The 26,685-nt window shown below is 72.1% G+C and carries 26 protein-coding genes; 18 read left to right on the forward strand and 8 right to left on the reverse strand.

The features are described 5' to 3' along the window. On the forward strand, nt 1–253 hold a 253-nt coding region (locus ACFU5G_RS17385), incomplete at its 5' end, for a hypothetical protein (protein WP_377247234.1). A 64-nt stretch (nt 254–317) separates the two neighbouring features. Here ACFU5G_RS17385 and ACFU5G_RS17390 read toward each other — a convergent pair. Next, entirely contained in the window at nt 318–806 is a 489-nt protein-coding gene (locus ACFU5G_RS17390; protein ID WP_377247237.1) for a MarR family winged helix-turn-helix transcriptional regulator, read from the reverse strand. A gap of 184 nt (nt 807–990) precedes the next feature. Between ACFU5G_RS17390 and ACFU5G_RS17395 the strand changes: the two genes are divergently transcribed. Next, entirely contained in the window at nt 991–2,010 is a 1,020-nt protein-coding gene (locus ACFU5G_RS17395; RefSeq protein WP_377247240.1) for a hypothetical protein, read from the forward strand. 27 nt (nt 2,011–2,037) lie between these two features. On the opposite strand, the gene ACFU5G_RS17400 is transcribed toward ACFU5G_RS17395, so the two are convergent. Beyond that, nucleotides 2,038–3,537, reverse strand: coding sequence for an SDR family NAD(P)-dependent oxidoreductase (locus tag ACFU5G_RS17400; RefSeq protein ID WP_377247243.1), 1,500 nt, complete (start codon nt 3,535–3,537; stop codon nt 2,038–2,040). Between the two features lie 151 nt (nt 3,538–3,688). Between ACFU5G_RS17400 and ACFU5G_RS17405 the strand changes: the two genes are divergently transcribed. Continuing rightward, nucleotides 3,689–5,095, forward strand: coding sequence for an FAD-dependent oxidoreductase (locus ACFU5G_RS17405; RefSeq protein ID WP_377247246.1), 1,407 nt, complete (start codon nt 3,689–3,691; stop codon nt 5,093–5,095). Nucleotides 5,096–5,122: 27 nt separating this feature from the next. On the opposite strand, the gene ACFU5G_RS17410 is transcribed toward ACFU5G_RS17405, so the two are convergent. Both ACFU5G_RS17410 and ACFU5G_RS17415 read right to left on the reverse strand, forming a co-directional pair. Further along, entirely contained in the window at nt 5,123–5,818 is a 696-nt protein-coding gene (locus ACFU5G_RS17410) for a hypothetical protein (RefSeq protein ID WP_377247249.1), read from the reverse strand. Beyond that, on the reverse strand, nt 5,815–6,681 hold the full coding sequence (locus ACFU5G_RS17415) for a hypothetical protein (RefSeq protein ID WP_377247251.1): 867 nt from the start codon (nt 6,679–6,681) through the stop codon (nt 5,815–5,817). Before ACFU5G_RS17415 ends, ACFU5G_RS17410 begins: the two co-directional genes overlap by 4 nt. 168 nt (nt 6,682–6,849) lie before the next feature. On the opposite strand from ACFU5G_RS17415, the gene ACFU5G_RS17420 reads away from it, so the two are divergent. After that, complete coding sequence (locus ACFU5G_RS17420; RefSeq protein WP_377247254.1) at nt 6,850–7,260, forward strand: hypothetical protein; 411 nt, start codon at nt 6,850–6,852, stop codon at nt 7,258–7,260. A 15-nt stretch (nt 7,261–7,275) separates the two neighbouring features. Here ACFU5G_RS17420 and ACFU5G_RS17425 read toward each other — a convergent pair whose 3' ends face one another. Further along, nucleotides 7,276–8,058, reverse strand: a complete 783-nt coding sequence (locus ACFU5G_RS17425; protein WP_377247257.1) for a sigma factor-like helix-turn-helix DNA-binding protein — start codon at nt 8,056–8,058, stop codon at nt 7,276–7,278. 147 nt (nt 8,059–8,205) lie between these two features. Between ACFU5G_RS17425 and hrpB the strand changes: the two genes are divergently transcribed. Continuing rightward, entirely contained in the window at nt 8,206–10,713 is a 2,508-nt protein-coding gene (gene hrpB, locus ACFU5G_RS17430) for an ATP-dependent helicase HrpB (protein WP_377247260.1), read from the forward strand. 16 nt (nt 10,714–10,729) lie between these two features. Further along, nucleotides 10,730–11,641, forward strand: a complete 912-nt coding sequence (locus tag ACFU5G_RS17435; protein WP_377247263.1) for a S41 family peptidase — start codon at nt 10,730–10,732, stop codon at nt 11,639–11,641. A 62-nt stretch (nt 11,642–11,703) separates the two neighbouring features. On the opposite strand, the gene ACFU5G_RS17440 is transcribed toward ACFU5G_RS17435, so the two are convergent. From ACFU5G_RS17440 to ACFU5G_RS17450, 3 genes are read right to left on the reverse strand one after another with little or no spacing between them, the layout of a single operon-like run. Beyond that, the gene (locus ACFU5G_RS17440) at nt 11,704–13,197 is read right to left on the reverse strand and encodes a tripartite tricarboxylate transporter permease (protein ID WP_377247266.1); all 1,494 of its coding nucleotides are present in this window, start codon (nt 13,195–13,197) and stop codon (nt 11,704–11,706) included. A 12-nt stretch (nt 13,198–13,209) separates the two neighbouring features. Then, nucleotides 13,210–13,704 carry a tripartite tricarboxylate transporter TctB family protein gene (locus ACFU5G_RS17445; protein ID WP_377247269.1) on the reverse strand — a complete coding sequence of 165 codons (495 nt, stop codon included), beginning with the start codon at nt 13,702–13,704 and terminating at the stop codon, nt 13,210–13,212. Continuing rightward, nucleotides 13,701–14,759, reverse strand: coding sequence for a Bug family tripartite tricarboxylate transporter substrate binding protein (locus ACFU5G_RS17450; RefSeq protein WP_377247272.1), 1,059 nt, complete (start codon nt 14,757–14,759; stop codon nt 13,701–13,703). Before ACFU5G_RS17450 ends, ACFU5G_RS17445 begins: the two co-directional genes overlap by 4 nt. Before the next feature lie 126 nt (nt 14,760–14,885). Between ACFU5G_RS17450 and tcuA the strand changes: the two genes are divergently transcribed. The 12 genes from tcuA (at nt 14,886) to secF (ending at nt 26,626) form a co-directional block, all read left to right on the forward strand. Further along, the gene (gene tcuA / locus ACFU5G_RS17455) at nt 14,886–16,370 is read left to right on the forward strand and encodes an FAD-dependent tricarballylate dehydrogenase TcuA (protein ID WP_377247275.1); all 1,485 of its coding nucleotides are present in this window, start codon (nt 14,886–14,888) and stop codon (nt 16,368–16,370) included. Between the two features lie 58 nt (nt 16,371–16,428). Further along, the gene (locus tag ACFU5G_RS17460) at nt 16,429–17,097 is read left to right on the forward strand and encodes a GntR family transcriptional regulator (protein ID WP_377247278.1); all 669 of its coding nucleotides are present in this window, start codon (nt 16,429–16,431) and stop codon (nt 17,095–17,097) included. A gap of 99 nt (nt 17,098–17,196) precedes the next feature. Further along, the gene (locus tag ACFU5G_RS17465) at nt 17,197–17,799 is read left to right on the forward strand and encodes an NUDIX hydrolase (protein ID WP_377247281.1); all 603 of its coding nucleotides are present in this window, start codon (nt 17,197–17,199) and stop codon (nt 17,797–17,799) included. A gap of 246 nt (nt 17,800–18,045) precedes the next feature. Beyond that, entirely contained in the window at nt 18,046–19,020 is a 975-nt protein-coding gene (locus ACFU5G_RS17470) for an Abi family protein (protein WP_377247284.1), read from the forward strand. 107 nt (nt 19,021–19,127) lie between these two features. After that, a complete protein-coding gene (gene pdxT / locus ACFU5G_RS17475) occupies nt 19,128–19,760 on the forward strand; it encodes a pyridoxal 5'-phosphate synthase glutaminase subunit PdxT (protein WP_377247287.1) in 633 nt (210 codons plus the stop codon). Between the two features lie 69 nt (nt 19,761–19,829). Continuing rightward, nucleotides 19,830–20,591, forward strand: coding sequence for a YebC/PmpR family DNA-binding transcriptional regulator (locus tag ACFU5G_RS17480; RefSeq protein ID WP_020014659.1), 762 nt, complete (start codon nt 19,830–19,832; stop codon nt 20,589–20,591). Between the two features lie 58 nt (nt 20,592–20,649). Next, on the forward strand, nt 20,650–21,216 hold the full coding sequence (ruvC, locus tag ACFU5G_RS17485; RefSeq protein WP_377247290.1) for a crossover junction endodeoxyribonuclease RuvC: 567 nt from the start codon (nt 20,650–20,652) through the stop codon (nt 21,214–21,216). 73 nt (nt 21,217–21,289) lie between these two features. Continuing rightward, complete coding sequence (gene ruvA / locus ACFU5G_RS17490; protein WP_377247293.1) at nt 21,290–21,916, forward strand: Holliday junction branch migration protein RuvA; 627 nt, start codon at nt 21,290–21,292, stop codon at nt 21,914–21,916. Beyond that, nucleotides 21,909–22,964 carry a Holliday junction branch migration DNA helicase RuvB gene (gene ruvB, locus ACFU5G_RS17495; protein ID WP_377247296.1) on the forward strand — a complete coding sequence of 352 codons (1,056 nt, stop codon included), beginning with the start codon at nt 21,909–21,911 and terminating at the stop codon, nt 22,962–22,964. The genes ruvA and ruvB overlap by 8 nt, the downstream gene beginning before the upstream one ends. A 144-nt stretch (nt 22,965–23,108) precedes the next feature. Then, nucleotides 23,109–23,540, forward strand: a complete 432-nt coding sequence (gene yajC / locus ACFU5G_RS17500) for a preprotein translocase subunit YajC (RefSeq protein ID WP_377247305.1) — start codon at nt 23,109–23,111, stop codon at nt 23,538–23,540. An 81-nt stretch (nt 23,541–23,621) separates the two neighbouring features. Next, the gene (secD, locus tag ACFU5G_RS17505) at nt 23,622–25,535 is read left to right on the forward strand and encodes a protein translocase subunit SecD (RefSeq protein ID WP_377247299.1); all 1,914 of its coding nucleotides are present in this window, start codon (nt 23,622–23,624) and stop codon (nt 25,533–25,535) included. After that, nucleotides 25,535–26,626, forward strand: a complete 1,092-nt coding sequence (gene secF / locus ACFU5G_RS17510; RefSeq protein ID WP_377247302.1) for a protein translocase subunit SecF — start codon at nt 25,535–25,537, stop codon at nt 26,624–26,626. The genes secD and secF overlap by 1 nt, the downstream gene beginning before the upstream one ends. Nucleotides 26,627–26,685 lie beyond the last annotated feature (59 nt).

Raw genomic sequence — 26,685 nt, forward strand, 5'->3', positions numbered from 1 at the left:
GAGCGAGGGCTCCCCGGCGTCCGCCTTTTCTGGTGTCGCCGGCGGGTACCAGCCGCGGGCGGCGCGCAGTTCCCCGGCGAACGCCCCGGGCGCGGAGGAGACCAGCGGGATGCCGGCGGTCTCGTCGTCGATCCGTGCCGGCGAACCGGTCGCCGTCTTCTCGACGATGCTCCGGTCGTGCGCCTGGATCTCCTCGCGGACCGCGGCCTTGCGGGACTTCTTGAGCAGCTTCGGTGCTCAGCGGCTCGGATAGCGAGAGCGCGGCGCGCTGCCGCCCGCAGTTGGAGGCCGGTTCGATCCAAGCGTTCCCATCGCAGTCAAGACCGCCCATGTGGTCTCTGCGCCGCCGAGTCCGACGCCTCTGCATACGCGTAGTACGCGCTGGTTACCGCGTTGAGATATTTCTCGATGACTTCGTGCTCGGCAGGCGAGAACGGTTCGGCGGCGGCAGCGATCACCTCCACCAGCGGCCCGAGCTCCTCACGCACTCGGGTGCGGGCGGACTCGGTCGGTTCCAAGCGGAATCGGCGGCGATCGGCCTCGTCACGCACGCGTTCGACGTGTCCAGCCGAGACGAGGCGGTCGACGACCTCAGTGGCGGAGGAACGTGTGATGGCCAGTCTGGCCGCGAGCTCCCCGGGGCCCACCGGCTTGTCAGACAGTGAGATGTGCTCGACGGCCGCGGCGTCCGTGGCGCTCAGCTGCAAGCGATGAGCTAGTGCAGCGGTCGCCGCGCCCAGGGCGTCGTGGAGGTTCCGGAGCAGGTGAATCAAGGTCGCCCCCTTCATCTCTGCGGGCAGCGTCATCATGTCATGCTACTCCACAATGGTACGGTGGCCGTATTACTTACTGGACATGCGGAGTTGATCCATGCCTTCCACGTTTGGCGCGCCCAAGCAATCTCATCCCGACAGCCCTACGGGTCCGACCGTCCCGGCGACCGGTGCACGCCGGCTCCACCGCCGCAGTGCCCGCCGGGTGATCGGCGGCATGCTGAACAGTCCACGTAGCGTGCTCGGCTGGGGAATTCCGGTATGTCTGCTGCTCACGGGCGGTGTCTGGCTGGGCGGGCAGTGGCTCGACGTCGAGCTGCTGCCGGACCAGGGCGCCTCCTGGTACTACTGGAAGCTGCCCGAGCCCACGTTCTGGACCAGGGCGAGCGCGTGGACCGGGTACATCGCCCACCAGCTGTTCTTCTGGGCCCTCATCTACTACGCGCAGCGGCACGTCCGGCGCTACGTCAACGGGCTGCACCCGATCAACGTCGTCGCCCTGGTCGGGAACCTCGCCTTCATCGTGCTGCACGAGGTGCAGACCCAGGTGTTCTACGACGGGATCGCCCAGGACGTCTCGATCTTCACCTCGCAGGGCTCGGTGATCGCGCTGCTGATCGTCGTCCTGATCATGGAGAACCGGCGGCGTGGCATGTTCTTCGGCCGTCCCGCCCCGATCTCGAAGGAGATCGTGCGGTTCTTCCGGAAGTACCACGGCTACCTGTTCAGCTGGGCCGCGGTGTACACGTTCTGGTACCACCCGATGGAGAGCACGAGCGGTCACCTGATCGGCTTCGTCTACATGTTCCTGCTCCTGCTGCAGGGAAGCCTCTTCTTCACCCGCACGCACACCAACCGCTGGTGGACGCTGACCCTGGAGCTGGTCGTGGTCGTGCACGGCACCCTGGTCGCGGTGATGAACTCCGGCCCGGACGGGATGTGGCCGATGTTCCTGTTCGGCTTCCTCGGCGTCTTCGTCATCACCCAGATGCACGGGCTCGGCCTGTCCGCGCGCACCCGCTGGGTGCTGGCGGCGCTGTACCTGGCCAGCGCCTTCGCGGTGTACTACAGCCGTTCGCTGGCCGACCTGAGCGAGATCGTGCGCGTCCCGCTCATCGAGTACCTGGTGGTGGCGGTGGTCGCCCTGCTGGCCTGGCTCGGACTGCTCGGCTACCGGCTCGTCCGGCGCGCACCGGAGCCCGCCGAGCAGGTCACGGCAACGGACCGGGCGGACTGACGGGCCTGCGAGGTCGCGGCTACGTTCCTACCAGGGCGACGGCTCGTAGTCCTTGAGGAAGCAGCCGTACAGGTCGGTCCCGGCCTCGCCCTGGACGATCGGGTCGTAGACGCGGGCGGCGCCGTCGACCAGGTCGAGGGGAGCGTGCCAGCCCTCGGCCGCGATCCGCAGCTTCTCCTGGTGCGGGCGCTCGTCCGTGATCCACCCGGTGTCCACCGCGGTCATCAGGACCCGGTCCTTCTCGAACATCTCCCCGGCCGAGGTCCGGGTCAGCATGTTCAGGGCGGCCTTGGCCATGTTGGTGTGCGGGTGTCCCGCGCCCTTGTACCGGCGGGAGAACTGCCCCTCCATCGCCGAGACGTTGACGACGTACCCGCGTCGCGACGTGGCCGTCGCGGCCCGCATCGCCGGCCGCAGCCGGGAGATGAGCAGGAACGGCGCGATCGCGTTGCAGAGCTGGACCTCCAGGAGCTCCAGCGGGTCGACCTCGTCCACGACCTGGGTCCACGAGTTGTTCTTCTGCACGTCGGGGAGCAGCCCGCCGGCGTCGACGGCGGTGCCGGCCAGGTGGGCGTCCAGGGAGGCCGAGCCCGCCCGCAGGGCCAGCGCGGTCAGGGACGCCGCGGTGTGCGTCGCGACGGCGTCGTCCTGCGACTGCCCTTCGTGGTGGGCGACCGACAGGGCGGCCAGCGCGCCCGCGATCGCCGCGGGGTGCGCCTCGGAGACGTGGTCGAACGTGACCATCTCCGGCGCCTGGAGGCCGTAGGGGAGCGGCGCGACCGGCGCCGACTCACCCGTCACGAGCTGCGAGTAGGCGCCCGGGGACCGGCGGACCGTCTGGCAGGCGTTGTTGACCAGGATGTCGAGCGGGCCCGCCGCGGCGACGTCGTCGGCCAGCGCGATCACCTGGGTGGGGTCGCGCAGGTCGATGCCGACGATCTTGAGTCGGTGCAGCCAGTCGGCGGCGTCGGGCATCGCCGAGAAGCGGCGCACCGCGTCCTTCGGGAAGCGGGTGGTGATGGTGAGGTGGGCGCCGTCGCGCAGCAGGCGCAGCGCGATGTACATGCCGATCTTCGCCCGGCCCCCGGTGAGCAGGGCGCGGCGGCCGGTCAGGTCCGTGCGCTGGTCGCGGCGCGTGTGGCTCTTCGCGGCGCAGTCCGGGCACAGCCAGTGGTAGAACGAGTCGACCAGGGTGTAGTCCGTCTTGCAGATGTAGCAGCCGCGGGCGGTGCGCAGCTCCCCGGCGAACGCCCCGGGCGCGGAGGAGACCAGCGGGATGCCCGCGGTCTCGTCGTCGATCCGCGCCGCCGAACCGGTCGCCGTCTTCTCGATGATGCTCCGGTCGTGCGCCTGGATCTCCTCGCGGACCGCGGCCTTGCGGGACTTCTTGAGCAGCTTCCACATGTAGCCGGTCGCCTGCTTGACCGTCTTGACGTCGGGGTGGTCGGGCTCGAGGTCATGGAGCTGGCTCAGCACGCGAAGGGTGGTGGCGAGCTCGTCCGGGTCGATCCCCGCTTTCGTTGGCACTGCCGAAGGATATCCGGCGCCCTGTGCCGGGGTACCACCCGTTGCTAGGGTGCACGGGACGTTTGCGACAAATCGGCACCCCCGATGTGACGAACATCCACGCGCTCGACACCTGTCGCGATCCCGTGCTGCCCTTCGAGAGGAACACGCCATGAACCTGAGCCGCAAAGAGCTGCTGAGACTGATCGGAACGGGTGCCGGAGCGGTGGCGCTCGGGTCCGCGGCGGCGAGCCCCGCCGCCGGCGCGGAACAGCGCGGCGCGGGCGACATCGTGCGCGACGTCGCCGTGATCGGCGGCGGCGCGGCCGGGACGTACGCGGCGATCCGCCTGAGGGAGCTGGGGCAGAGCGTCGTCGTGGTCGAGCGCAACGGGCGGCTCGGCGGGCACACGCAGACGTACACCGACCCCGCCACGGGCGGCAACGTCGACATCGGCGTCGTCGTCTGGCACGACCAGCCCCTGGTGCGGCAGTGGTTCGAGCGCTTCGACATCCCGCTGCAGAAGGCGTCGTTCAGCGCCGGGGAGACCGTCTACGCCGACTACCGCACGGGCAGCGAGGTCCCGGGCTACACGCCGCCGAACCCCGGCGCGGCGCTGGCCCTGTACGGCGAGCAGCTCGCCAGGTTCCCGTACCTGGAGCACGGCTTCGAGCTGCCCGACCCTGTGCCCGCGGACCTGCTCCTGCCGTTCGGCGAGTTCGTGCGCCGGTACGGTCTCGACGACGTGGTGCCGACGGTCGTCCAGTTCGGCCAGGGCCTCGGTGACCTGCTGCGCCAGCCCACCCTGTACGTGATGAAGAACTTCGGCTCGGACATCCTGCGCAACCTCCAGACCGGCTTCCTCACCACCGCGCGCCGGGACAACAGCGAGCTCTACGAGAAGGCGCGCGCCGAGCTGGGCGACGACGTGCTGCTGAACAGCCGCGTCGTCTCCACCGACCGGGACGGCGCACGGCACGCCGTCGTCCGCGTCGACACGCCCGCCGGACGGCGGACGATCCGCGCGCGAAAGGTCCTGGTGACGATCCCGCCCCTGCTCGGCAACCTGGGCGGGTTCGACCTCGACGGCCTGGAGCGCAACCTCTTCGGCCAGTTCCGCCACAGCGCCTACTACACCGGCGTGCTGCGCGACTCGGGCCTCCCCGACAACCTGTCGGTGCGCAACGTCGGCCTAGACACCCCGTACAACACGCCCCAGCTCCCGGGCGTCTACGTCATCTCCCCGACCGGCCTCCCCGGCCTGCACAACGTCAAGTTCGGCAGCCCCACCGCGCTGTCGGACCGGGCGGTGCAGGCCGAGATCCGGGCGAGCGTCCGCCGTCTGCGTGAGGCCGGCACCGTGCCGACCACGGATCCCGACTTCGCCACCTTCGCCAGCCACACCCCGTTCGAGCTGACGGTGCCGGCCGCCGCCGTCGGCGCGGGCTTCTACCGCCGCCTCGGCACGCTCCAGGGCCGCAACCGCACCTTCTACTCGGGGGCGGCCTTCCACACGCACGACTCGTCCCTGATCTGGCAGTTCACCGAGACGTTGCTGCCGCGGGTCGCCGCCGCCTGATCGGATCACCGGCGACCTGGGGCCGGGTCAGCGCGGCGGGACGATCCCCGTTCGCCCCTCCCAGGCGCCGTGCTCCGACAGCGGGCGGAACCGGAACGTCGCGAACTCGCGGTGGAAGTCCCGGCGCCGCCGTTCGACCATGGCGTCCGCGTGCCGCCGGTCCGCCGGTTCGGTGCGGCCGTGCACCATCTCCTCCATCTCGCGCACCGTGCGCCACACGGAGAACGTGGAGATGGTGCGCGGCGGCCGGATCGCGGCCAGGGCGAGCGTTGTGGCGGGGTGGTCGCGCACCTGACGTTCGACCGGGCGGCCCCAGTGCAGGAACCGGGGCACCTCGGGCAGCCGCATCCGTGCCACGGTCACCGCCACCGCGGGTTCGTCCCGGTCCCAGGCCCCGGCCCGGGCGGGCAGGTCGGGCAGCGCCGCCAGCCGGGACCAGCGGCGCAGGTACTCCAGCCGGACGTGCCAGCCGGTCGCCAGGTGGCGCCCCAGGGCGTCGTCGGACAGGAACCGGTCGACGGCGTCCTCGTCGCGCCACTGCGCGAACACGGCCATCCGCCGCAGCTGCAGCCGGTCCGGGGAGACGACGGGCGCCCCCAGGCGCATGAGGGCCAGGCACTCGGCGTGGTCCAGCCCGGGCGTGGTGGTGCCCGACGGCGGCCGCAGCAGTGCGCGTGCCGTAACCCCGGCGGGCAACTCGGCGAGGTGGAAGGTGTGCATCATCGGGCGCGCTCCATCTTGTAGTGCAGACGCATCATCCAGGTGCGCCACATCCGCAGCTCGTGGTCGGTCCGGAGCACACCGTACGGGTCCCGGTACAGGTGGAAGGCCTCGTGGAGCGGCACGCGGGCCGCGAAGTCCCGGCCGCCGTCGTGGACGGTGACGTACGCGCCGTCCTGCCCGAACCGTCCCGGGGGCGACTCCAGGACGAGCCCGCCGTCGGCGCCGACGGCCGGGCGCAGGAACACCTGGACGTTGCCGGACTCGAGCGGGAACGCGACGTGGACGCTCGGCCCCGCCGCGCCGGGTAGCCGGCGCGCCGAGTAGCAGCCGCTGAACACGTAGCGGCCCGACGGCCGGAGCGTCCGCAGCCACGCGGCGCCCACCTGCTCGCCGTCCCGGTCACGGATCACGCGGATCCGGCTGTCCATCCCGTGCGCGACGTCGAGGGGGCGCATCGGCAGGGACAGCTGCTCCACCCGGCGGGCGAACAGCCGGGCGACCAGCTCACCGGCCGGCCAGAACACCGGCGACCACCCGCTCCACACCTCCATGTGCCAGGCGGCGGTGTGCTCGTAGAAGTCGCGGATCCGCGGGTCCAGGCGGGCGGCGTCGAACCCGGGACCGTCGAGGCGCGTCATCGCCGGGAGCAGGCCGGGGGCCGGGTCCGCTGAAGGGCCGGTGCTCGCGACCTCGGCGTCGACCGAGCCGCCGTGGTGCGCGGCCTCCGCGGCGAGCCAGCTGTCCGCGACCGTGGAGGAGCGGCTCACCGGGGCGCGCAGCCAGGAGTGCTCGCCGTCGAGGTCGACGGGCCTGCCGACCAGTCGCCAGAACTTCCGGGACCCGAGGTCCAGCAGATGGTTCACGAGAACGCATTGTTGCAGGGTGCGCCACCGAGAGTTCCGCCGTGCGCGGGAGGTCTGCAGGTACCTGCAACCTGCTCTCCGCCCCGGGTATCTACTGCGGCCATGCGAAAAAACCGACAGACCAAGCGCATTCTGACCGCAGTACTTGGCGCCGCACTGGGAATGGCCGTGCTCGTCGCCCCTCCGGCGGTGGCGGCCGAGCAGATCGCGAACAACTGCGAGGGGGACAACACCGGCGACCAGATCCTCCGCTGCGCCAACGTTGAGATGTCTTCCGCCGGGGTCTTCAACGCCCACGCCAGGGTGGCCGACAGGGCCGGCGGTAACAACTACAGCGTGCAGGTCGTCGAGGTCCGCCTCCAGTACCGGTACAACGGCACCTGGTTGAACCTCCGGGACGAGTTCCCCGCCGACGCCTGGGCCGCCGAGCAGGACGTCGAGCGCACCAACTCGTGGTCGTGCGGCTCCTCTGCGCGCAAGCTCGTCCGGGCGCAGGCTTACGTGCAGTGGCTGCGGTCCGGCTCCGTGGGCGCAGACTGGGTCACCACGAACTCGGTGTACATCTGCCCGCGTAGCTGACCGCGGAGCGGCCGTTCAGGTGGCGGCGCTCAGGTGCTCCCGCAGCCGTACCCCTGCCACGAACCGCGTCGGCGCGTCGAGCAGGTCGAGGACCGCCGCGACCTCGGTCCGCACCGTCCTGACGCTCAGCCCGAGCCGCAGGGCGATCTGCTCGTCCGACTGGCACGTGAGCATGAGCGTGACGACGCGCCGCTGGCGTTCCGACAAGCCGTCGACCGTCGGGGCGTCGGCGGCGCACGGATACGTCGTGCCGCGCACCGCCGCCCAGTAACCACGGGCGGCATCCAGGCAGGCCGCGTCCCGCACCGCGATCACGGTCGGCTCGCCGCGGATCGTCGGTCCGTCGAGGAACGCCTCCGCGTTGTTGATGATCTTCATCTGCACCGGTGCGAAGCCGAAGAAGTACGCCGCCGGGTCCTCGGCGGACAGCATCAGCCGCGCCTCCGGGTCCAGCCCGTCGTAGTGCCAGACGCTGGTCATGCGAAGTCCGTTCTCCATCGCGACCGTGTTGTTCGGGAGGCTCACGGCGAGCTGGCCCACGGTGCCCCAGCTGCGGATCGACTCGAGCGTCCGCCAGGACGGCACCTCGAGGGCCATGTTCTGGTTGATCCCGATCGTGCCGCGTCCGACGACACGCGCCGCGACCCGCTGTCCGCGCTCCACCGCGCGGCTGACCCGTGCGCGTTCGATCTGGAGCCGAGCCAGCTGGTCGAGCACTCGTAGCCGTCCCGGTCGGGGGAACCTGCCCAGGTCCACGTAGGCGGAGAAATCCATGTTGGGTAGCGAGCGCTGGTTCATCCGTCTCCTCATGGTCTCCACGGAGCGTCGTGGACGTGTCTAGCAGAGCGGCGGACGTCGGGACAGGAAAGTTGACGGTCAGGCCTCCTGGACCAGCGGCTCGCGTCGGGTGCGGGTTCGGCGGCGACAGTCGGTTACCGTCGGGGCGTGCTGCTGCCTGAACCCTCGGTGCCCGGGGCGGACCTGCCCGTCCGGGCGGTCCTGCCCGCCACGGTCGACGCCGTGCGGTCGCGCGGCACCTCCGTGCTGGTCGCGCCGCCCGGGTCGGGGAAGACGTCGCTGCTGCCGCTCGCGCTGGCCGACGCGCTCGGCGGCACGGTCATCGTCGCCGAGCCGCGCAGGATGGCGACCCGCGCGGCCGCGACCCGGCTCGCGACGCTCGTCGGCGAACCGCTCGGCCAGCGAATCGGCTACGCGATGCGCGGTGAGCGCAGCGGCGGCAAGGGCCTGCGCGTCGAGGTCGTGACGACGGGGCTCCTCGTGCGGCGCCTGCAGCAGGACCCGGAGCTGCCGGGCGTCTCCGCCATCGTGATCGACGAGTGCCACGAGCGGCACCTCGACGCCGACCTGCTGCTGGCGCTCGCGATCGACGTCCGCGCGAACCTCCGGGAGGACCTGGCGATCGTCGCGACCTCGGCGACGGCGGAAACGGTCCGGCTGAGCCGCGCGCTGGGCACGGACGCCCCGGCGCCCGTGGTCACCGCGTCCGCCGCGCAGTTCGACGTCGCGGTCGAGTGGGCCCCGCCGCCGGTCGCCACACCGCTGCTCCCGGGCGGGCGGGTGGACCCGCGCCTGCTGGACCACGTCGCCGCCGTCGTCCGGCGGGCCCTGGCGGAGAACGAGGGCGACGTCCTCGTGTTCGTCCCCGGCGAGGGCGAGATCAACGGGGTGACCCGGCGGCTGGCCGACCAGAACGTGCTGCCGCTGTTCGGCCGGCAGTCCCGGGCCGAGCAGGACCGCGCGCTGGCGCCGTCCGCCACCCGCCGGATCGTGGTGACGACGTCGGTCGCGGAGAGCTCGCTGACCGTGCCCGGCGTCCGGGTCGTGGTCGACGCCGGGCTCGCCCGGGAGCCGCGGACCGACCAGTCGCGTGGCCTCGGCGCGCTGGTCACCTGCCGGGTCTCGCGGTCGTCGGCCGACCAGCGTGCGGGGCGCGCCGGGCGCGAGGCGCCGGGGCGGGTGTACCGCTGCTGGTCCGCCACCGACCACGGCCGGCTCGACGACCATGCGGCGCCCGAGATCGCGACCGCCGACCTGGCCGGCTTCGCTCTCGACCTGGCGGCGTGGGGCGCGCCCGGCGGTGCCGGCCTGACCCTGCTCGAGGCGCCTCCGGTGGTCGCGATGACCGCGGCCACCGAGCTGCTGCACCGCATCGAGGCCACCGACGAGGCCGGCCGGATCACGGAGCGGGGCCGGCGGATGGCCGCGATCGGGGCGCATCCTCGCCTGGCCCGTGCCCTGCTGGACGGCGCTCCTCGGGTCGGCGCCGACCGGGCACGCGAGGTCGTCGCGCTGCTCTCGGACGACTCCGGCCGCGGCTCCGGCGACGACCTGCCGGCCCGCTGGCGGGCCCTGCGCCGCGGCGACGACCGCGGTGCCACGGCCCGCTGGCGGGAGGAGACGAAGCGGCTCGGCCGGGGCGTTCCGGCTTCGGCCGACCGGGGCATGCCCGGGCTGCCGGACGATCTCGCGGCCGGGATCGTGGTGGGCCTGGCGTACCCGGACCGGATCGCACGGGTCCGGGGGACCGACGCGGTGACGTACCAGATGTCCGGTGGTACGGGCGCGGCGCTCGACGCGCAGTCGCCGCTGCGGACCACGACCTGGCTCGCGATCGCGGTCGCCGACCGGGCGCCCGGCCGCGCCGACGCCCGGATCCGGTCCGCGGCGCCGATCGACGAGGCCACCGCGCGGGACGTGGCGGGCGAGCTCGTCACGACCACCGACCAGATCCGCTGGGACGACGGCCGGATCGTGACGCGGCGCGTCGAGACGCTCGGCGCGATCGTGCTGGGCGACGTCCCGCTGACGAGGCCCGACCCGCTGCTGGTCCAGGCGGCCGTCCGCGACGGCCTCCGGCGCAGCGGCCTGTCCGTGCTGCGCTGGTCGGAGGCCGCGGTCGCCCTGCGGGGACGGATGGCGTTCTGCCACGCCCACCTCGGCGCCCCGTGGCCCGACGTCGACGACGAGGCGCTGCTGGCCGGCCTCGACGACTGGCTGGGCACCGAGCTCGCCTCGGTGCGCGGCGCGCGCGACCTCGCCCGCATCGACGTGGCCTCAGCCCTGCGGCGGCTGCTGCCCTGGCCCGCGGCAGCCCGGCTGGACGAGCTCGCGCCGGAACGGCTCCAGGTCCCGTCCGGCTCCGACGTCCGGCTCGCGTACGACGGCGTCGAGCCGCCGGTCCTCGCGGTGAAGCTGCAGGAGGTCTTCGGCTGGACCACCACCCCGGTGGTCGCGGACGGTCGGGTCCCCGTCGTGCTGCACCTGCTGTCGCCCGCCCGCCGCCCGGTCGCCATCACGAGCGACCTCGCCTCGTTCTGGAAGCAGGGCTACCCGCAGGTCCGGGCCGACATGCGCGCCCGCTACCCACGGCACCCGTGGCCGGAGGACCCGCTGACGGCGGCGCCGACCAAGCGTGCGAACCCGCGGCGGTGAACCGACCGGGGTAGCGGTGGTCGCGGCACCCGCGGAAACCCCGTTGACGCTCCGTCAGGCGCTTCGGTTGACTGCGCGCATGCTGATCGCCCAGGTCCAGGACCTCGTGAGAACCCACTATGTGTTTCCCGACGTGGCGGCGGGCATCGCCGACGTGCTCGACGCCCTCGACGGGCTCCCCGTCGAAGCCGCCGACGAGCCCGCGTTCGCCGAGGCCGTCACGACCGTCCTCCAGTCGGTCAACGGCGACCGGCACCTGCGGGTCCGGCACTACCCGGAGGGTGTGCCGCCCGAGCAGGACGAGGACGAGGTGCGCGCCTACTTCGCCGCCCTGGCCCGGGAGAGCGGACCCGCGATCAGCGAGGTGCGTCGCCTGGAGGGCAACGTGGGCCTGCTGACGATCGGCCCGCTGATCCTTCCGCCGGAGTACGTGCGCCCGGGCGCGTCGGCGGCGTTCACGCTGCTGGAGGGCGTGCGTCGGCTCGTGATCGACCTGCGCGGCTGCGTCGGTGGCGTGCCCGAGTCCGTGGCACTGCTGGTGAGCCATCTGCTCGGCGACGAGCCGGTGCACCTCCTGGACCTCGTCCACCGCGACGGCACCGTCGAGCCGTCGTACACCACACCGGCGGTCGCGCCGAGGCTGCCCGACGTGCCGGTCGTCGTCCTCACGAGCAGCCGGACGTTCAGCGGCGGCGAGGAGCTCGCCTACGACCTGCAGGCGCTCGGCCGGGCGGTCGTCGTCGGCGAGACGACGGTGGGCGGGGCTCATCCCCGGGAGGCGTTCGACCTCACCACCCACCTGCAGCTCCACGTGCCGATCGCGCGGTCGGTCCACGCCGTCACCGGAACCAACTGGGAGGGCGTCGGGGTCGTTCCTGACCACCCGTGTGCCGCCGAGGAGGCGGTCGACGTCGCGCTGGCGCTGTGACGCCGTCGCCTAGCCCGTGACCGCCGTGCGGGCCGCCCCGAGGCGACCCGCACGGCGGCACCTCACGCGGCCGTGGCCCGCTTCTTCAGCCGCCCGATCACGACCGGCACCACCAGCCCGAGCGCGGCCACGACCCACAGCACGACGCTCAGCGTGCTCTCGAACAGCACCCCCGCATCCCCCTCGGAGATGAGCAGCGCCCGCTGGAGCTGCTTCTCGAACAGCGGCCCCAGGATGAGCCCGACGATCGCCGGCGCGACGGGCACGTCGGCCATCGCCATCAGCACGCCCAGCGCCCCGATGACGTAGAGCAGCAGCAGGTCCGCCAGTCCGCCGCCTGAGGCGAGCGCGCCGAGCGTGGCGAAGACGAGGATGCCCGCGTAGATGCCGTAGGCCGGGATCTGCAGCATCTTGGCCCAGACCCGCGCGAGCGGCAGGTTCAGCACGAGCAGCATCAGGTTGCCGATGAACAGCGACGCCAGCAGCGCGTAGACCAGCGGCCCCGACTCGCTGAAGAGCTGCGGGCCGGGCTGCAGCCCGTAGGCCTGGAACGCCGTGAGGATCACCGCCGCCGTGGCGGAGGTGGGCAGCCCGATGGTGAGCAGCGGCACCAGCACGCCGGCGGCCGCGGCGTTGTTGGCCGCCTCCGGTCCCGCGACGCCCTCGATGGCCCCGTGGCCGAACTCGTCCTTGTGCTTCGAGAGGTTCTTCTCCGTGGCGTAGGACAGGAACGTCGGGATCTCGGCCCCGCCCGCCGGCAGCGCGCCGATCGGGAACCCGAAGGCGGTGCCACGCAGCCAGGCCGGCCACGACCGCCGCCAGTCCTGCCGGGTCATCACCGCGCGTCCCTTCAGGGGTGTGACGGTGCCGCCGCCCCCGCCGCGCAGCGCGTGCGAGAAGACCTCGCCGATGGCGAACAGCGCGATCACCACCACGACGACGTCGATGCCGTCGAGCAGGCTCGGCAGCCCGAACGTCAGGCGGGCCTGCCCGCTCTGCGACTCGATCCCGACCAGGCCGATCGTCAGGCCGATGACCAGGGAGGCGAAGCCCTTCAGCGGCGAGGAGCCGAGCAGGCTCGCGACGGTGACGAACGCGATGGCCATCATCGCCACGTAGTCGGCGGGCGTGAAGCTCACCGCGAGGTCCGCGAAGGGCTGGGCCACGAACGTCAGCAGCACGGTCGCGATGGTCCCGGCGACGAACGACCCGATGGCCGCCGTCGCGAGGGCCGACGCCGCCCGCCCGGCCTTCGCCATCTTGTTGCCCTCCATGGCCGCGACCATGGAGGCCGACTCACCGGGCGTGTTCAGCAGGATGGCCGACGTCGAGCCGCCGTACATGCCGCCGTAGTAGACGCCGGCGAACAGGATGAGCGCGCCGGTCGGTTCGAGCCGGAAGGTCAGCGGCAGCAGCAGCGCCACCGTGAGGGCGGGCCCGATCCCGGGCAGCACGCCGACGGCGGTGCCGATCGTGACGCCGAGCAGGGCCCACAGCAGGTTGGCGGGGGTGGCCGCGGCGGCGAAGCCGTCCAGCAGCAGGTTGAAGGAGTCCATGTCCGGCCTTTCCTAGAAGCCCCACGGGCCGGCGGGCAGCGAGATGCCGATGACCACGTCGAAGACGAGGAACACGACCACCGCCACGCACCAGCCGTAGGCGTACGAGCGGAGCCGCGCCGGTGCCCCGAGGACGACGGCGACGGTGCCGAAGAGCAGGGTGGCCGAGACGACGTAGCCCAGGTAGGGGGTAACGACCGCGAACGCGACCAGCACGGCCAGGAGCACGCCGACGCGCTTCCAGTCCTGCGGCGAGGTCTGCGGGTGGGTGCGCCAGGCGCCGAGGTCGCGCGCCGCGCGGAACGCCAGCAGCCCGCCGACGACGACGAGCAGCGCGCTGATCACCCACGGCATCGTGGCCGGGCCGATCGCGTGGCCGCCGTTGTCGAGCCGCAGCGCCTGCACGAGGACGACGAGGCCGAGCACGACCATGAGCCCGCCGAGGATGACGGTCGCCAGGGCGGTGCGCCGCTGATCGGTGCCGCGCTGGTCGGTGCCGCCCGTCATCGGGCACCGCTCAGGCCGAGCTCGTCGATGATCTGCGTGGTGCGCACGATCTCGTCGTCGAGGAACTCCTCGAACTCGGGGCCGGCCAGGGCGACGTCGCCCCAGCCCTCGCGCTCGACGGTGGCCTGCCACTCGTCGGTCTCGGTCATGGCCATCACGAGGTCCTCCAGTGCCTGTTCCTGCTCGGTGGTGATGCCTGCCGGCGCGACGACGCCGCGCCAGTTCGTGAGCTCGACGTCGATGCCGGACTCGCGCAGCGTCGGCACGTCGGGCAGCAGCTCCACCCGCTCGGCGCTGGAGACCGCCAGGGGCCGCATCTGCCCGGCGTCGATCTGCGCCTTGATCTCGGAGATCCCGGAGATTCCCGCGACGGCGCTGCCGGACAGCAGCGTCGCGACGGCCTCGCCACCCCCGGAGTGCGCGATGTAGTTGACGTCGCCGGGGTCCAGGCCGAGGTCCTTGGCGACGAGCCCCGCGAGGATCTGCTCGGTGCCGCCGGCCGAACCGCCGGCGAACGAGACGGACGGGAGCCGGTCGCGCATCCGGTCGGCCAGGTCCGCCATCGTCTCGATGTCGGAGGCCGCGGGGACCACGATCACCTGGCTGTCCGTGGTGAGCCGGGCCAGGGGAGTGACGTCGTCGAGCGTGTTGGCCGAGCCGTTGGCGGCGACGGCGCCGACCATGATCAGCCCGGTGGTCATCAGCTGGTGGCTCTGGCCGTCGAGCTGGGCGAACTGGCTCAGCCCGATCGTGCCGCCCGCGCCGCCGACGTTGTAGACCTCGGTGCGGCCGGCCAGCTCCTTCAGCGCCGCCTGCATCGCGCGGGAGGTCTGGTCCCAGCCGCCGCCGGGGTCAGCGGGCGCCATGATCTTGAGCTGCTGGTCGCCCAGCGCCTCGTCGGCGACGTCGGACGTGCCGCCGCGCAGGGCGGTGACGGTCACGAGCACCGCGGCCAGGACGGCGGCGGCGACGTACGGGAGGGGGCCGCGGGAGCGGCGGGGACGCGGCTCGGACGGCGCTGCGCGCTCCTCGTCCGGTGCGGGTGGTGCGGGCATGAGAGACCTTCTCCATGGTCGGGAACGACGATGATCACAACCTTGCATGCCTTTGTATACAGACGTATTCTGCCGAGCACAACCGTGGGTGGGCGCAAGGCCGCCCTCAGAGTGCGAGGAGCACGCATGCCGGAGCAGATGGATTCGTACGACGTCGTCGTGGTCGGCGGAGGCAACGCGGGGCACAGCGCGGCGCTGTCCGCGGCCGAGCGGGGACGGCGGGTGCTCCTGCTGGAGAAGGGCGTCCGCGGCGAGCACGGCGGCAACTCCTTCTACACCGCCGGGGCGATGCGGGTGACGCACGGCGACGTCGCCTCCGTGCGGGACCTCGTGGACGACGACGAGCGGCTCGACGCCTCGACGCTGCCGCCCTACACGCGCGAGGACTACCTGTCCGACATGGCCCGCGTGACCGGCGGCGCCAACGACCCCGACCTCACCGCTCGGCTCGTCGACGACAGCGAGGACACGATGCGCTGGCTCAAGGGCCACGGCCTGCGCTTCCGCCTCATGTACGAGCGGCAGGCCTACCTCAGCGAGCGCGGGGACGACGCGGGCCGCTACGTGTTCTGGGGCGGCCTCGCCATCGGCAGCACGGGCGGCGGCAAGGGGCTCGTCGAGCAGCACGAGGCGGCGGCGGCCGCGGCCGGCGTCGAGGTGCGCTACGGCTGCGCCGCCACCGGCCTCGTGACCGACGGCGACCGCGTCGTCGGTCTGCGCTACACGGACGCCGACGGCGCGCCCGCCGAGCTGCGCGCCGAGTCCGTCATCCTCGCGGCGGGCGGCTTCGAGGCCGACGCCGACATGCGGCGCGAGCACCTCGGTGAGGGCTGGCAGCGGGCCAAGGTCCGCGGCACCCCGCTGAACACCGGCGACATGCTGCGCGCGGCGCTCGCGATCGGCGCCCAGGCCTACGGCGACTGGTCGACGTGCCACTCCGTGGCCTGGGACGCGGGCGCCGACGACGTGGGCGACCGCGCCGTGACCAACCAGCTCACGCGCGGCGGGTACCCGCTCGGCGTCGTCGTCAACCGGGAGGGCCGGCGGTTCCTCGACGAGGGTGCCGACTACCGCAACTACACCTACGCGAAGTACGGCGCGCGGATCCTCGCCCAGCCCGGCGGGCTCGCCTACCAGATCTTCGACGCGACCACGCGGCCGATGCTGCGGGCGGAGGAGTACGACGCCGCCGGCACCACCGTGGTGACCGCCGACAGCGTCGAGAAGCTGGCCGTCGTGCTCGGCATCGACGAGGCGGCCCTGGCCGCGACCGTGGCCGGGTTCAACGCCGGCATCGACCGGTCGGTGCCCTTCGACGCGGCCGTCAAGGACGGGCGCCGCGCGGACGTCGAGCCGCCGAAGAGCAACTGGTCGGTCCCGCTGGAGACGGCCCCGTACTATGCGTTCCCTGTGACCTGCGGGATCACCTTCACCTTCGGCGGTCTCCGGGCCGACACGGACGGGCGCGTCCTGAGAGAATCGGGTGCACCGATCGACGGGCTGTTCGTGTGCGGTGAGATGCTCGGCGGCCTGTTCAGCGGGAACTACCCGGGTGGCACCGGCCTCGTGTCGGGCGCCGTCTTCGGGCGGCGGGCGGGCCGGCTCGCCTGAGCCGGGGCGTCGTGGGTGTCGGCAGGGCAGTTCGTCGAGCAGAGCGGGAGGAACGGCGGTGGCCAAGGAGCAGCGCGGCAAGGTGGACGCCTCGGCGATCTACGACGGCCTGCGCGCCGACATCCAGGACGGGACCCTCCGGCCCGGCGACCCCGTGCGCGAGGTGGCGGTGGCCGAGCGGTTCGGCGTCTCGCGCACGCCCGTGCGGGAGGCGCTGAGCCGGCTCGAGCACGACCGGCTGCTGACGTCGTCGTCCCGGGGGCTCGTGGTGCGCGCGGTCGAGGCGGACGAGGTGATCCAGATCTACAACGTCCGGATCCTGCTGGAGGGCGAGACGGCCGCCGAGGCGGCCGAGAGCCGCACCGAGGCCGACCTCCTGCGCCTCGAGTCCCTGCTGGAGCGGGACCGCTCGCTGACGGACCCCGACGACGCCGCGCGGGCGCTGACCAACATCGAGTTCCACGAGGCGATCTGGACGGCGACCCACAACCCCGTGCTGCAGGACATCCTGCGCCGCCTCACCGTGCACCTGGTCCGCACGCCGCACTCCACGCTGTCGGTGCCGGGACGCTGGGCGGAGGCGCTCGACGAGCACGCGGCGCTCATCGACGCCGTCCGCCGGCGGGACGCGGCCGCGGCCCGGGCGCTCGCGTCCGCGCACATGACCCGGGCGCGGGAGATCCGGCTGGACCTCCTGCGGCGCCAGGTCGTGACGGCGCTGCGCTGACGGGTGCGGGAGGTAGTTTGTGGGCACCGGCCGGTCCGCCACGGACGTCCGGTCCGAACGCCCAGCACGTCCCAGCACGCCCCAGCACCAGGAGGCCGCATGACCGGGTTCCCGCCGGAGACCGCCGACCAGCACCGGCCCGCCGTGCCGCCGGAGGTCGGGCCCGGCACTACGTCCCTCGGGGACGACTGGGTGCCGGGGCCGGACGGCGTCCGCGAGCGCTCGGCGGCCCGCGTCATCCTGATGGACGACGCCGGCCGGGTGCTCGTGATGCGCGGGCACGACGTCAACCAGCCGGAACGGTCCTGGTGGTTCACGGTGGGCGGCGGCATCGACGCGGGGGAGACGCCCGTGCAGGCGGCGCTGCGCGAGACCCGCGAGGAGGTGGGCATCCAGCTCGCCGCGGGCGACCTGGTGGGACCGGTGCTCACCCGCACGGGCATCTTCGACTTCTTCGCCGAGACGTGCCGGCAGCACGAGGTGTTCTACCTCGCGCGCATCCCGGACGCGGTCGAGGTGACCGCCGACGGCTGGACCGACGCCGAGCGCGAGCTGCTCGACGAGATGGGCTGGCTCACGGCGGCGCAGCTCCGCGCGCAGCCGCTGGAAGTGTTCCCGCCGGAGCTGCCCGACGTCGTCGACCACCTCGTGGCCGGGTGGGACGGCCAGGTGCGGCACCTGGGCGAACAGTTCGACGACTGAGGCTGCCCGGGCCGCAGGCGCGTTGCGTCGGGCCCGAGCCCCCCGTAGGATTCAAGCAACACGACCGGCTCCTCTGATCGCCCAGCGATCACGGGCCGGTCTTCATTTGTCTTCATGCTCGGCTATCACGCTTTCGCCTAGAGGATTTGCGGAGGCGCTCCTATCCTCGGGAGCCAGTGAGCGGGATCTTCCAGGTCCCTGCGACTGCTCATGGCCTCAACCGGCCGCACACCTCGAGGAAGCGCCATGTCCCAGTACCTGAAGCCACACCTGTCGATCCCTCAGCAGGAAGCATTGCTGAGACGACGCGGCATGCGGCTCGACGACGCGTCGTGCGTGTTCGCACTGGGCCAGATCGGCTATCACCGCCTCAGTGGCTACTGGTACCCCTACCGCGCCATCGACCAGGCCTCTTCGTCCCTTCATGGCCGCCCTGTGCGCACCGCCGACGTCGGCCCGGGCACCGACCTGAACCAGGTGCTCCGCGTGTACGAGTTCGATCGTCGGCTCAAGCTTCTGACGATGGACGCCGTCGAGCGGGTCGAGGTGGCGATCCGCGTGAAGGTGACCGATGCCCTGGGTCGTCGTGGGCCGTTCGCACACCTCGATCCCCGGCAGCTCGAGGCGCGCTTCTCCGCGTCCGGTCAGGGCCGGCCGTCGAGGCACGCGAGCTGGGTGGCCAAGCTTCGAGCGCACCAGGCCCGCTCGTCCGAGGAGTACGTGGCGCACTACGGCCGGAAGTACGGCGGCGATCTGCCGATCTGGGCGGCTCTGGAGGTCGTGGACTTCGGCGCACTCTCGGTGCTCTTCCAGGGACTCAAGAGGCGCGACCGTGACGAGATCGCTCGCCAGCTCGACGTCGTCGATCGGACCGGTGCCGGCGACGGGGCGGTCCTCGCCAACTGGCTGAGAACCCTGAACATCGCCCGGAACACCTGTGCTCACCATGCGCGGCTCTGGAACCGGCACTTCACGGACACGGTGCGTGTCTCGGCGCTCCAGGGAATCAAGGGACTCAAGCATCTTGCCGGGCTTGAGCACCGTGATCGCGCCCGGTTCTATCCAGCGCTGATGGTGCTGTGCTTCCTGATGGACAAGGTCTCCATGGACGGCGCCTGGAAGGCCGAGCTGGTGAGCCTGCTCTCCGGCTTCCCTTCGGACGGTGTGGTGACGCTCGCCGACATGGGATTCCCGGCTGACTGGGCTGATCTGATGCCGTAGAGGAGCGGGCCGACGGGGCGCGGGTCGTCCGTCTGCCCCTGTTTTTCCTGCTGGGCACAGTCGACGACGTCCCAGGTCGGTCGGCCGCCGCCGTAGAATGAACGGTTGTGAGCGATCCGACCATCGGCGTCCTGGCCCTGCAGGGAGACGTCCGAGAGCACCTGGCAGCCCTCGAGTCCGTAGGCGCGCGCGGCGTCACCGTACGCCGGCCGGCGGAGCTGGCGGCCGTGGACGGGCTCGTCCTGCCCGGCGGGGAGTCGACGACCATCGACAAGCTGCTGCGCATCTTCGAGCTGCGCGACCTGCTGCAGGCCCGGATCAAGGAGGGCCTGCCGGTGTACGGCTCGTGCGCGGGGATGATCCTGCTCGCCGACCGCATCCTGGACGGGACCGCCGACCAGCAGACCGTCGGCGGCATGGACGTGGTCGTGCGGCGCAACGCCTTCGGGCGGCAGGTCGACTCGTTCGAGACCGACCTCGACTTCGCGGGGATCTCCGACGTCGACGGCGGGCCGGTGCGGACCGCGTTCATCCGCGCCCCCTGGATCGAGGAGGCCGGGCCCCAGGTCGAGGTGCTGTCCCGCATCCCGGCTGTGGATACGCAAGGCCGTCCTGTGGCGGCCGCCGGTAGGATTGTCGCAGCACGGCAGGGGTCGCTGCTCGCCACCGCCTTCCACCCCGAGATCACGGGGGACGCGCGCGTGCACGGGCTGTTCGTCAGCATGGTCGCGGGCGGCTGAGCGGCACCCTCGCCGCCGTTCCACAGCAATTGATAAGAGCCGTCAAAAAGCAAGGAGTCAGGTAGAGGCATGTCAGGTCACTCCAAGTGGGCCACGACCAAGCACAAGAAGGCCGCGATCGACGCCAAGCGCGGCAAGCTCTTCGCGAAGCTGATCAAGAACATCGAGGTCGCGGCGCGGACGGGTGGCGGCGATCTCGCCGGTAACCCGACGCTGTTCGACGCGGTCCAGAAGGCGAAGAAGTCGTCGGTCCCCAACGACAACATCGACCGCGCGCTGAAGCGTGGTTCGGGCGAGGGCGCCGACGCCGTCGACTACCAGACGATCATGTACGAGGGCTACGGCACGAACGGCATCGCCGTCCTGGTCGAGTGCCTCACCGACAACAAGAACCGCGCGGCCTCCGAGGTGCGCCTGGCGTTCTCCCGCAACGGCGGCAACCTCGCCGACCCGGGCTCGGTGTCGTACCTGTTCTCCCGCAAGGGCCTGATCGTGGTGCCGAAGGCCGACGGCGTGGGCGAGGACGAGGTCATGCTCGCCGCGCTCGACGCCGGCGCCGAGGACGTCACCGACCAGGGCGAGGTCGTCGAGGTCCTCACCGAGGCGACCGACCTGGTGTCCGTGCGTACGGCCATCCAGGAGGCCGGCATCGAGTACGACTCGGCCGACGTGATCTTCCACCCGTCCATGCAGGTGGAGGTGGACGTCGAGGGCGCCCGCAAGATCATGCGCCTCATCGACGCGCTGGAGGACAGCGACGACGTGCAGAACGTCTACGCCAACTTCGACGCGAGCGACGAGGTCATGGCGGCGCTCGACGAGGAGGAGTAGCACCCACCCCCGGCCGCGTCCGCGCAGGGAAGGAACCCGCACGTGAGAGGGTTTCTTCGTGCGCGTTCTCGGTGTTGATCCCGGTCTGACCAGGTGCGGCGTGGGCGTCGTCGACTCGCTGCCCGGACGGCGGGCCAGGATGGTCGCGGTCGGGGTGATCCGCTCGGAGCCGGACCTGTCGACCGACCTGCGGCTGCTCAAGATCGCGGAGGGGCTCGACGCGTGGCTCGACGAGCACGTCCCCGACGTCGTGGCCGTCGAGCGGGTCTTCGCGCAGCACAACGTCGGCACGGTGATGGGGACCGCCCAGGCGGCGGGCCTGGCCATGCTGGGCGCGGCCCGCCGCGGCGTCCCCGTCGCGCTCCACACGCCGTCGGAGGTCAAGGCGGCGGTGACCGGTTCGGGCCGCGCCGACAAGGCGCAGGTGACGACGATGATCACCCGCATCCTCGACCTCGACGAGGCACCGCGGCCCGCCGACGCCGCCGACGCGCTCGCCCTCGCCGTCTGCCACCTGTGGCGGCCCGCCGGGGCCCTGCAGGGCGGCGACCGGCACGAGCTCACGCCCGCCCAGCGCGCGTGGGCAGCGGCCGAGCAGGCCGCCAAGCAGCGCCCCCGCCGCTGACGGCGTGCCTCCCCGGCGGGCCCCTCTCGCTTGTTAGGCTCCTCGCACGAACGTTCGATAGGAGGGGGAGCCCGTGATCGCCTCGCTGACGGGGACCGTGGCCTACGTAGGTCTGGACCGTGCGGTGGTCGACGTCGGCGGCGTCGGCTACCTGGTGCACGCCACGCCCACGACGCTGGCCGGGCTGCGGGTCGGCGAGCGCGCCGGCGTCGCCACGAGCATGGTGGTCCGCGAGGACTCGATGACCCTGTACGGGTTCGCCGAGCCCGACGAGCGCGACGTGTTCGAGGTGGTGCAGACCGTGTCCGGCGTCGGGCCGCGCCTGGCGCTCGCGATGCTCGCGGTGCACACCCCCGACGCCCTGCGCCGCGCCGTCGCCGGCGAGGACCTGGCCGCCCTGACCCGCGTGCCGGGCATCGGCCGCAAGGGCGCGCAGCGCATCGTGCTCGAGCTCGGTGACCGGCTGGGCCCGCCGTCGGGCACCGGCGTGGCCGAGGCCGCCCCCACCGCGGCCCCGGGCGCCACCGACCACTCCGAGCGCGTCGTGGAGGCCCTGGCGGGCCTCGGCTGGCCCGCCAAGCAGGCCGACGACGCCGTGGCCAAGGTGCTCGCCGAGGCGGGCGCCGACGCCGTGGCAGCGGACGAGGTCGCCTCGACGCTGCGCGCCGCGCTGCGCCTGCTGGGAGGCCACCGTGGCTGAGGTCTCCACCGAGAGGGAGGGCGGGGGACGGATCGTCGCGCCCAGCGCCGACGAGATCGAGCGCGCCGCCGAGGCCGCCCTGCGGCCCAAGCGGCTCGACGACTTCGTGGGGCAGCAGGTCGTGCGCGACCAGCTCTCCCTGGTGCTGCAGGCCGCGATCGCGCGCGGCAACCCGCCCGACCACGTGCTCCTGTCCGGCCCGCCCGGCCTGGGCAAGACCACGCTGGCGATGATCATCTCCGGCGAGCTGGAGTCGCACCTGCGCCTGACCAGCGGACCCGCCATCCAGCACGCGGGCGACCTCGCCGCCGTCCTGTCCTCCCTGGAGGAGGGCGACGTGCTGTTCATCGACGAGATCCACCGCCTGGCGCGCCCCGCCGAGGAGCTGCTGTACGTCGCCATGGAGGACTTCCGGGTCGACGTCGTGGTCGGCAAGGGCGCGGGCGCCTCCGCGATCCCGCTCGCCCTGCCCCGGTTCACCGTGGTCGGCGCCACCACCCGCTCCGGCCTGCTGCCCGCCCCGCTGCGCGACCGCTTCGGGTTCACCGGGCACATGGACTACTACTCGCCCCAGGAGCTGGAGCGCGTCATCCTGCGCTCCTCCGGGCTGCTCGGCGTGCACCTGGACCATGCCGCCGCCCACGAGATCGCCGGCCGCTCCCGCGGCACGCCCCGCATCGCCAACCGCCTGCTGCGCCGCGTGCGCGACTGGGCGCAGGTGCGCGGCGACGGCCGGCTCGACCTGCACGCCGCCAAGTCGGCCCTGGAGGTCTACGAGGTCGACCCGATCGGCCTGGACCGCCTCGACCGCGCCGTGCTCACCGCGCTGTGCACGCGGTTCGGCGGCGGGCCGGTGGGCCTGTCCACCCTCGCGATGACCGTGGGGGAGGAGGCCGAGACCGTCGAGACCGTCGCCGAACCCTACCTCGTCCGCGAGGGCCTGGTCGGCCGCACCCCGCGGGGCCGCGTCGCGACGCTCGCCGCCTGGGAGCACCTGGGGCTCACACCACCCGGAACCGGCGGCCCGGGAACTTTGACCGCCCCCTGACGTTGTCCAGGTGGTGCCCCAACCGTGGGGAACCCGAGGATCCGCGCCCGAGCACTACACTGGGTTGGATCCTCGTCGTACTTGCGCCACCGAACGTGCGCAGCACATCCGACACAGCAATCGAACAGGGACCTCACCGTGGAAATGTTTATTCTCGTCGCGATCCTCCTCGTGGCGATGTTCTTCATGTCCTCCCGCACCCGCAAGCAGCAGCGCGCGGCGGCGGAGTTCCGGAACACCCTCACGGTCGGCACCAAGGTCATGACCGCCTCCGGGATGATCGGGACCGTCGTCGACGTCGACGAGTCGGCCGACCAGGTGACCATCGAGTCCGTCCCGGGCAGCCAGACCACCTGGCTCCGCGCCGCCATCTCCAAGAAGGTCGAGGAGCCCGTCGCCGACGACGAGGACACCGACATCACGGCGGATGAGTCCGACGTCACAGCAAAGAGCGAAACGGGAAGTACGATCAGCCCCGACGCGACCGACGTCCCCGACGACCTGTCCAGCCTCGACACCGCCCAGCGCGAGTACCGGGAGCAGCAGCGACGGGACGCCGACGCAGACGGCAAGTGACGGCTGCGCCGTCCGGCGACCCCGGGCGGCGCCTTACCCGCGCCGGACGTACCCCGGCGCGCACACGAGAAGAGACTGACGTTGGCGACTGACACCCGGCGCTCGCGGCCGGTTCGCACGATCGTGCTCCTCACGATCCTGACGATCCTGCTGCCCTTCGGCGCCCTCTTGGCAGGTTGGCAGCTCGACGGCAAGTCGAGCGACAACCCGGACGGCGCGAGCCTTGCACCCGGTCTGGCCCTCGACCTCCAGGGCGGCACCCAGGTCCTCCTGAAGGCGGTGACCTCCGACGGCTCCGAGATCACCCCCGAGGCCATGGAAGAGGCCATCGGCGTGATCCGGCAGCGGGTGGACGCCAACGGCGTCACCGAGGCCGAGATCTCGAGCCAGGGCGACAACCAGATCGTGGTCGAGATCCCGGGTCAGGTGGACGACGAGACCGTCGCGCTGATCTCGAAGGCCGCGCAGATGAAGTTCCGCCCGGTCCTGACGATCGGCAACCCGACCCCGACGGTGCAGCCCTCGGCCAGCCCGTCGGCGTCTGCCTCGGCGGACGGCGAGGGCGACGGCGCCCAGGCTGACGGTGCGAACGCCGAGGAGGACGCGGCCGCCGCGGGCCAGCTGACCAAGGAAGAGATCGCCGAGCAGCAGAAGGCGGTCGAGGCCGCGACGGACCCCTCGGACCTGGCGCAGATCACGCCGTCGGTCCAGGCCCGGTTCGACGAGCTGGACTGCACCGACCCGAAGAACCTCGAGGGTGGTGGCGGCGACCGTCCGGAGCTGCCGCTCGTGACGTGTGACGCCACGGGCGCGGCCAAGTACATCCTCGGCCCCGTCGAGGTGGACGGCACCGCGATCTCGAGCGCGAGCTCGGGCCTGCGGTCGGGCGCGAACGGCACCGTCACGAACGAGTGGGCGGTGCAGCTCGACCTCGACAGCGAGGGGACCAAGCTCTTCCGGGAGTCGACGACGCGACTGAACACGCTCGAGAGCCCGCGCAACCAGTTCGCGATCACCCTGGACGGCCTCGTCATCTCGGCGCCCTCGCTTAGCCCCGGCGTCGTCATCACGGACGGTCGCCCGGAGATCTCGGGCTCGTTCACGCAGCAGTCGGCCGCCACGCTGGCCAACCAGCTCAACTTCGGCTCCCTGCCCCTGACCTTCCAGGTCGACGGGCAGAACCAGATCTCCGCGACGCTCGGTTCCGAGCAGCTGCAGCGCGGTCTGTTCGCCGGTCTGATCGGCCTGGCCCTGGTCGTCGTGTACTCGCTGTTCCAGTACCGCACGCTCGGCCTGCTCACCGTGGCCTCGCTGGTCGTGGCCGCCGCCATGACCTACGTGGTGATCGCGCTGCTCAGCTGGGGCATGGGCTACCGCCTGTCCCTGCCGGGTGTCGCCGGTCTGATCGTGGCCATCGGCTTCACCGCCGACTCGTTCATCGTGTACTTCGAACGTATCCGGGACGAGCTACGTGACGGCAGGTCCCTGCGCCTGGCGGTGCAGCGCGGCTGGGTGCGTGCCCGCCGCACGATCTACGCCGCCAAGGCGGTCAACCTGCTGTCGGCCGTCATCCTGTACTTCATGACCGTCGGCGGTGTGCGCGGCTTCGCGTTCACCCTGGGTCTGACCACGATCATCGACGTCATGGTGGTCATCTGGTTCACGCACCCGGTCATGGAGCTGCTCGCCAAGGTGCCGTTCTTCCGCGACGGGCACAAGGCCTCCGGCCTGTCCGCCGACCGGATCGAGGTGACGCCGCGGTACCGGGGCGCCGGCCGGATCTCGGCCCCGTCGGCCGAGGTGTCGGACGCCCCCGACGACGGCGCGCCCGTGCCGGAGCGTGAGCTGGTCACGGCGCAGTCCGTGACCCCCGCCCCGCGCACCGCCGACGACGGCCGCAGGATGACGATCGCCGAGCGGCGTGCCGCCGAGCGCAAGGCTGCCGCGGGGTCCGCAGAGACGACCCAGCCGGCTCAGAACGAGGAGAAGCACTGATGGCGCGGGGTGGCTTTGCTCAGTGGGGTAACGACCTCTACACGGGTCGCAAGTCGTACCCGATCGTCCAGAGGCGCAGGCTCTGGTACTCGATCGTCGCGCTGTTCTCCGTGGCGTCGATCCTGGTGCTGGGCCTCCAGGGCCTGAACCTCGGCATCGACTTCCGCGGCGGGTCGGAGTTCACCGTCTCGGGCACGTCCACCACGGACGAGGACGTCGCGATCGAGGCGGTGGCCACCGTCGCCCCGGGCGAGGAGCCGCACGTCAGCCAGGTCGGCGCCAACGCCGTCCGCGTGCAGGTCTCGCAGCTCGACAACGAGCAGACCGACCAGGTCGGCCAGGCTCTCGCCGACGCCTACGGCGTCGACGTCAGCGAGGTCACGTCGAACTTCATCGGCCCGACCTGGGGCCAGTCCGTGAGCATGCGGGCCCTGTGGGGCACCGTCGCGTTCGTGCTGGCGGCCGCGGTCTTCATGGCGATCTACTTCCGCGCCTGGCGGATGTCCGTGGCGGCCATCGTGGCGATGCTCACCGACGTGCTGGTCTCGGCCGGCGTGTACGCGGTCATCGGCTGGGAGGTCACGCCGTCGACGATCATCGGCTTCCTGACCATCCTCGGCTTCTCGCTGTACGACAAGATGGTCGTGTTCGACAAGGTGCGCGAGAACACCACCGCGGTGACCGAGCAGACGCGCAGCACCTACGCCGAGCGGGCCAACCTCGCGGTGAACCAGACCCTGGTCCGGTCCATCAACACCTCCGTGGTGGCCCTGCTGCCGGTCGCGGGCATCCTCTTCGTCGGTGGCTTCCTGCTGGGGGCCGGCACGCTGAAGGACATCTCGCTGTCGCTGTTCGTCGGTATCGCGGCCGGCGCGCTGTCGTCGCTCTTCTTCGCGACGCCGCTTGACGTGACGCTGCGGGAGCGCGAGCCCAAGATCGCCGAGCACACCAAGAAGGTCATGGACCTGCGGGCCGGCCTCGTGGCCGAGGGCGCGGACGAGGGCGAGCTGGCCGCCGCCGCGTCCGGTTCGGCCCAGCTCGTCCCGGGTCACCACCAGGGGCAGTCTGCTCAGCCCAGGCGTCGCCGGTAGGCTCACGCCTCGTGGCAGACGACATGACCGACGTCGCCCTCTCCGGCCTGGTGCCGGAG

The sequence above is a fragment of the Promicromonospora sp. NPDC057488 genome, assembly GCF_042802395.1.
In the GTDB taxonomy this organism is placed as follows: Bacteria; Actinomycetota; Actinomycetes; order Actinomycetales; family Cellulomonadaceae; genus Promicromonospora.

Coding starts and splice junctions, on each gene's coding strand:
- ACFU5G_RS17410 (WP_377247249.1), bottom strand. CDS start 5,818: ATGATGCACACCTTCCACCTCGCCGAGTTGCCCGCCGGGGTTACGGCA.
- ACFU5G_RS17405 (WP_377247246.1), top strand. CDS start 3,689: ATGAACCTGAGCCGCAAAGAGCTGCTGAGACTGATCGGAACGGGTGCC.
- ACFU5G_RS17480 (WP_020014659.1), top strand. CDS start 19,830: ATGTCAGGTCACTCCAAGTGGGCCACGACCAAGCACAAGAAGGCCGCG.
- ACFU5G_RS17445 (WP_377247269.1), bottom strand. CDS start 13,704: ATGACGGGCGGCACCGACCAGCGCGGCACCGATCAGCGGCGCACCGCC.
- ACFU5G_RS17390 (WP_377247237.1), bottom strand. CDS start 806: ATGACGCTGCCCGCAGAGATGAAGGGGGCGACCTTGATTCACCTGCTC.
- ACFU5G_RS17440 (WP_377247266.1), bottom strand. CDS start 13,197: ATGGACTCCTTCAACCTGCTGCTGGACGGCTTCGCCGCCGCGGCCACC.
- ACFU5G_RS17470 (WP_377247284.1), top strand. CDS start 18,046: ATGTCCCAGTACCTGAAGCCACACCTGTCGATCCCTCAGCAGGAAGCA.
- secF (WP_377247302.1), top strand. CDS start 25,535: ATGGCGCGGGGTGGCTTTGCTCAGTGGGGTAACGACCTCTACACGGGT.
- ACFU5G_RS17425 (WP_377247257.1), bottom strand. CDS start 8,058: ATGAACCAGCGCTCGCTACCCAACATGGATTTCTCCGCCTACGTGGAC.
- ACFU5G_RS17395 (WP_377247240.1), top strand. CDS start 991: ATGCTGAACAGTCCACGTAGCGTGCTCGGCTGGGGAATTCCGGTATGT.
- ACFU5G_RS17465 (WP_377247281.1), top strand. CDS start 17,197: ATGACCGGGTTCCCGCCGGAGACCGCCGACCAGCACCGGCCCGCCGTG.
- ACFU5G_RS17450 (WP_377247272.1), bottom strand. CDS start 14,759: ATGCCCGCACCACCCGCACCGGACGAGGAGCGCGCAGCGCCGTCCGAG.
- tcuA (WP_377247275.1), top strand. CDS start 14,886: ATGCCGGAGCAGATGGATTCGTACGACGTCGTCGTGGTCGGCGGAGGC.
- yajC (WP_377247305.1), top strand. CDS start 23,109: ATGTTTATTCTCGTCGCGATCCTCCTCGTGGCGATGTTCTTCATGTCC.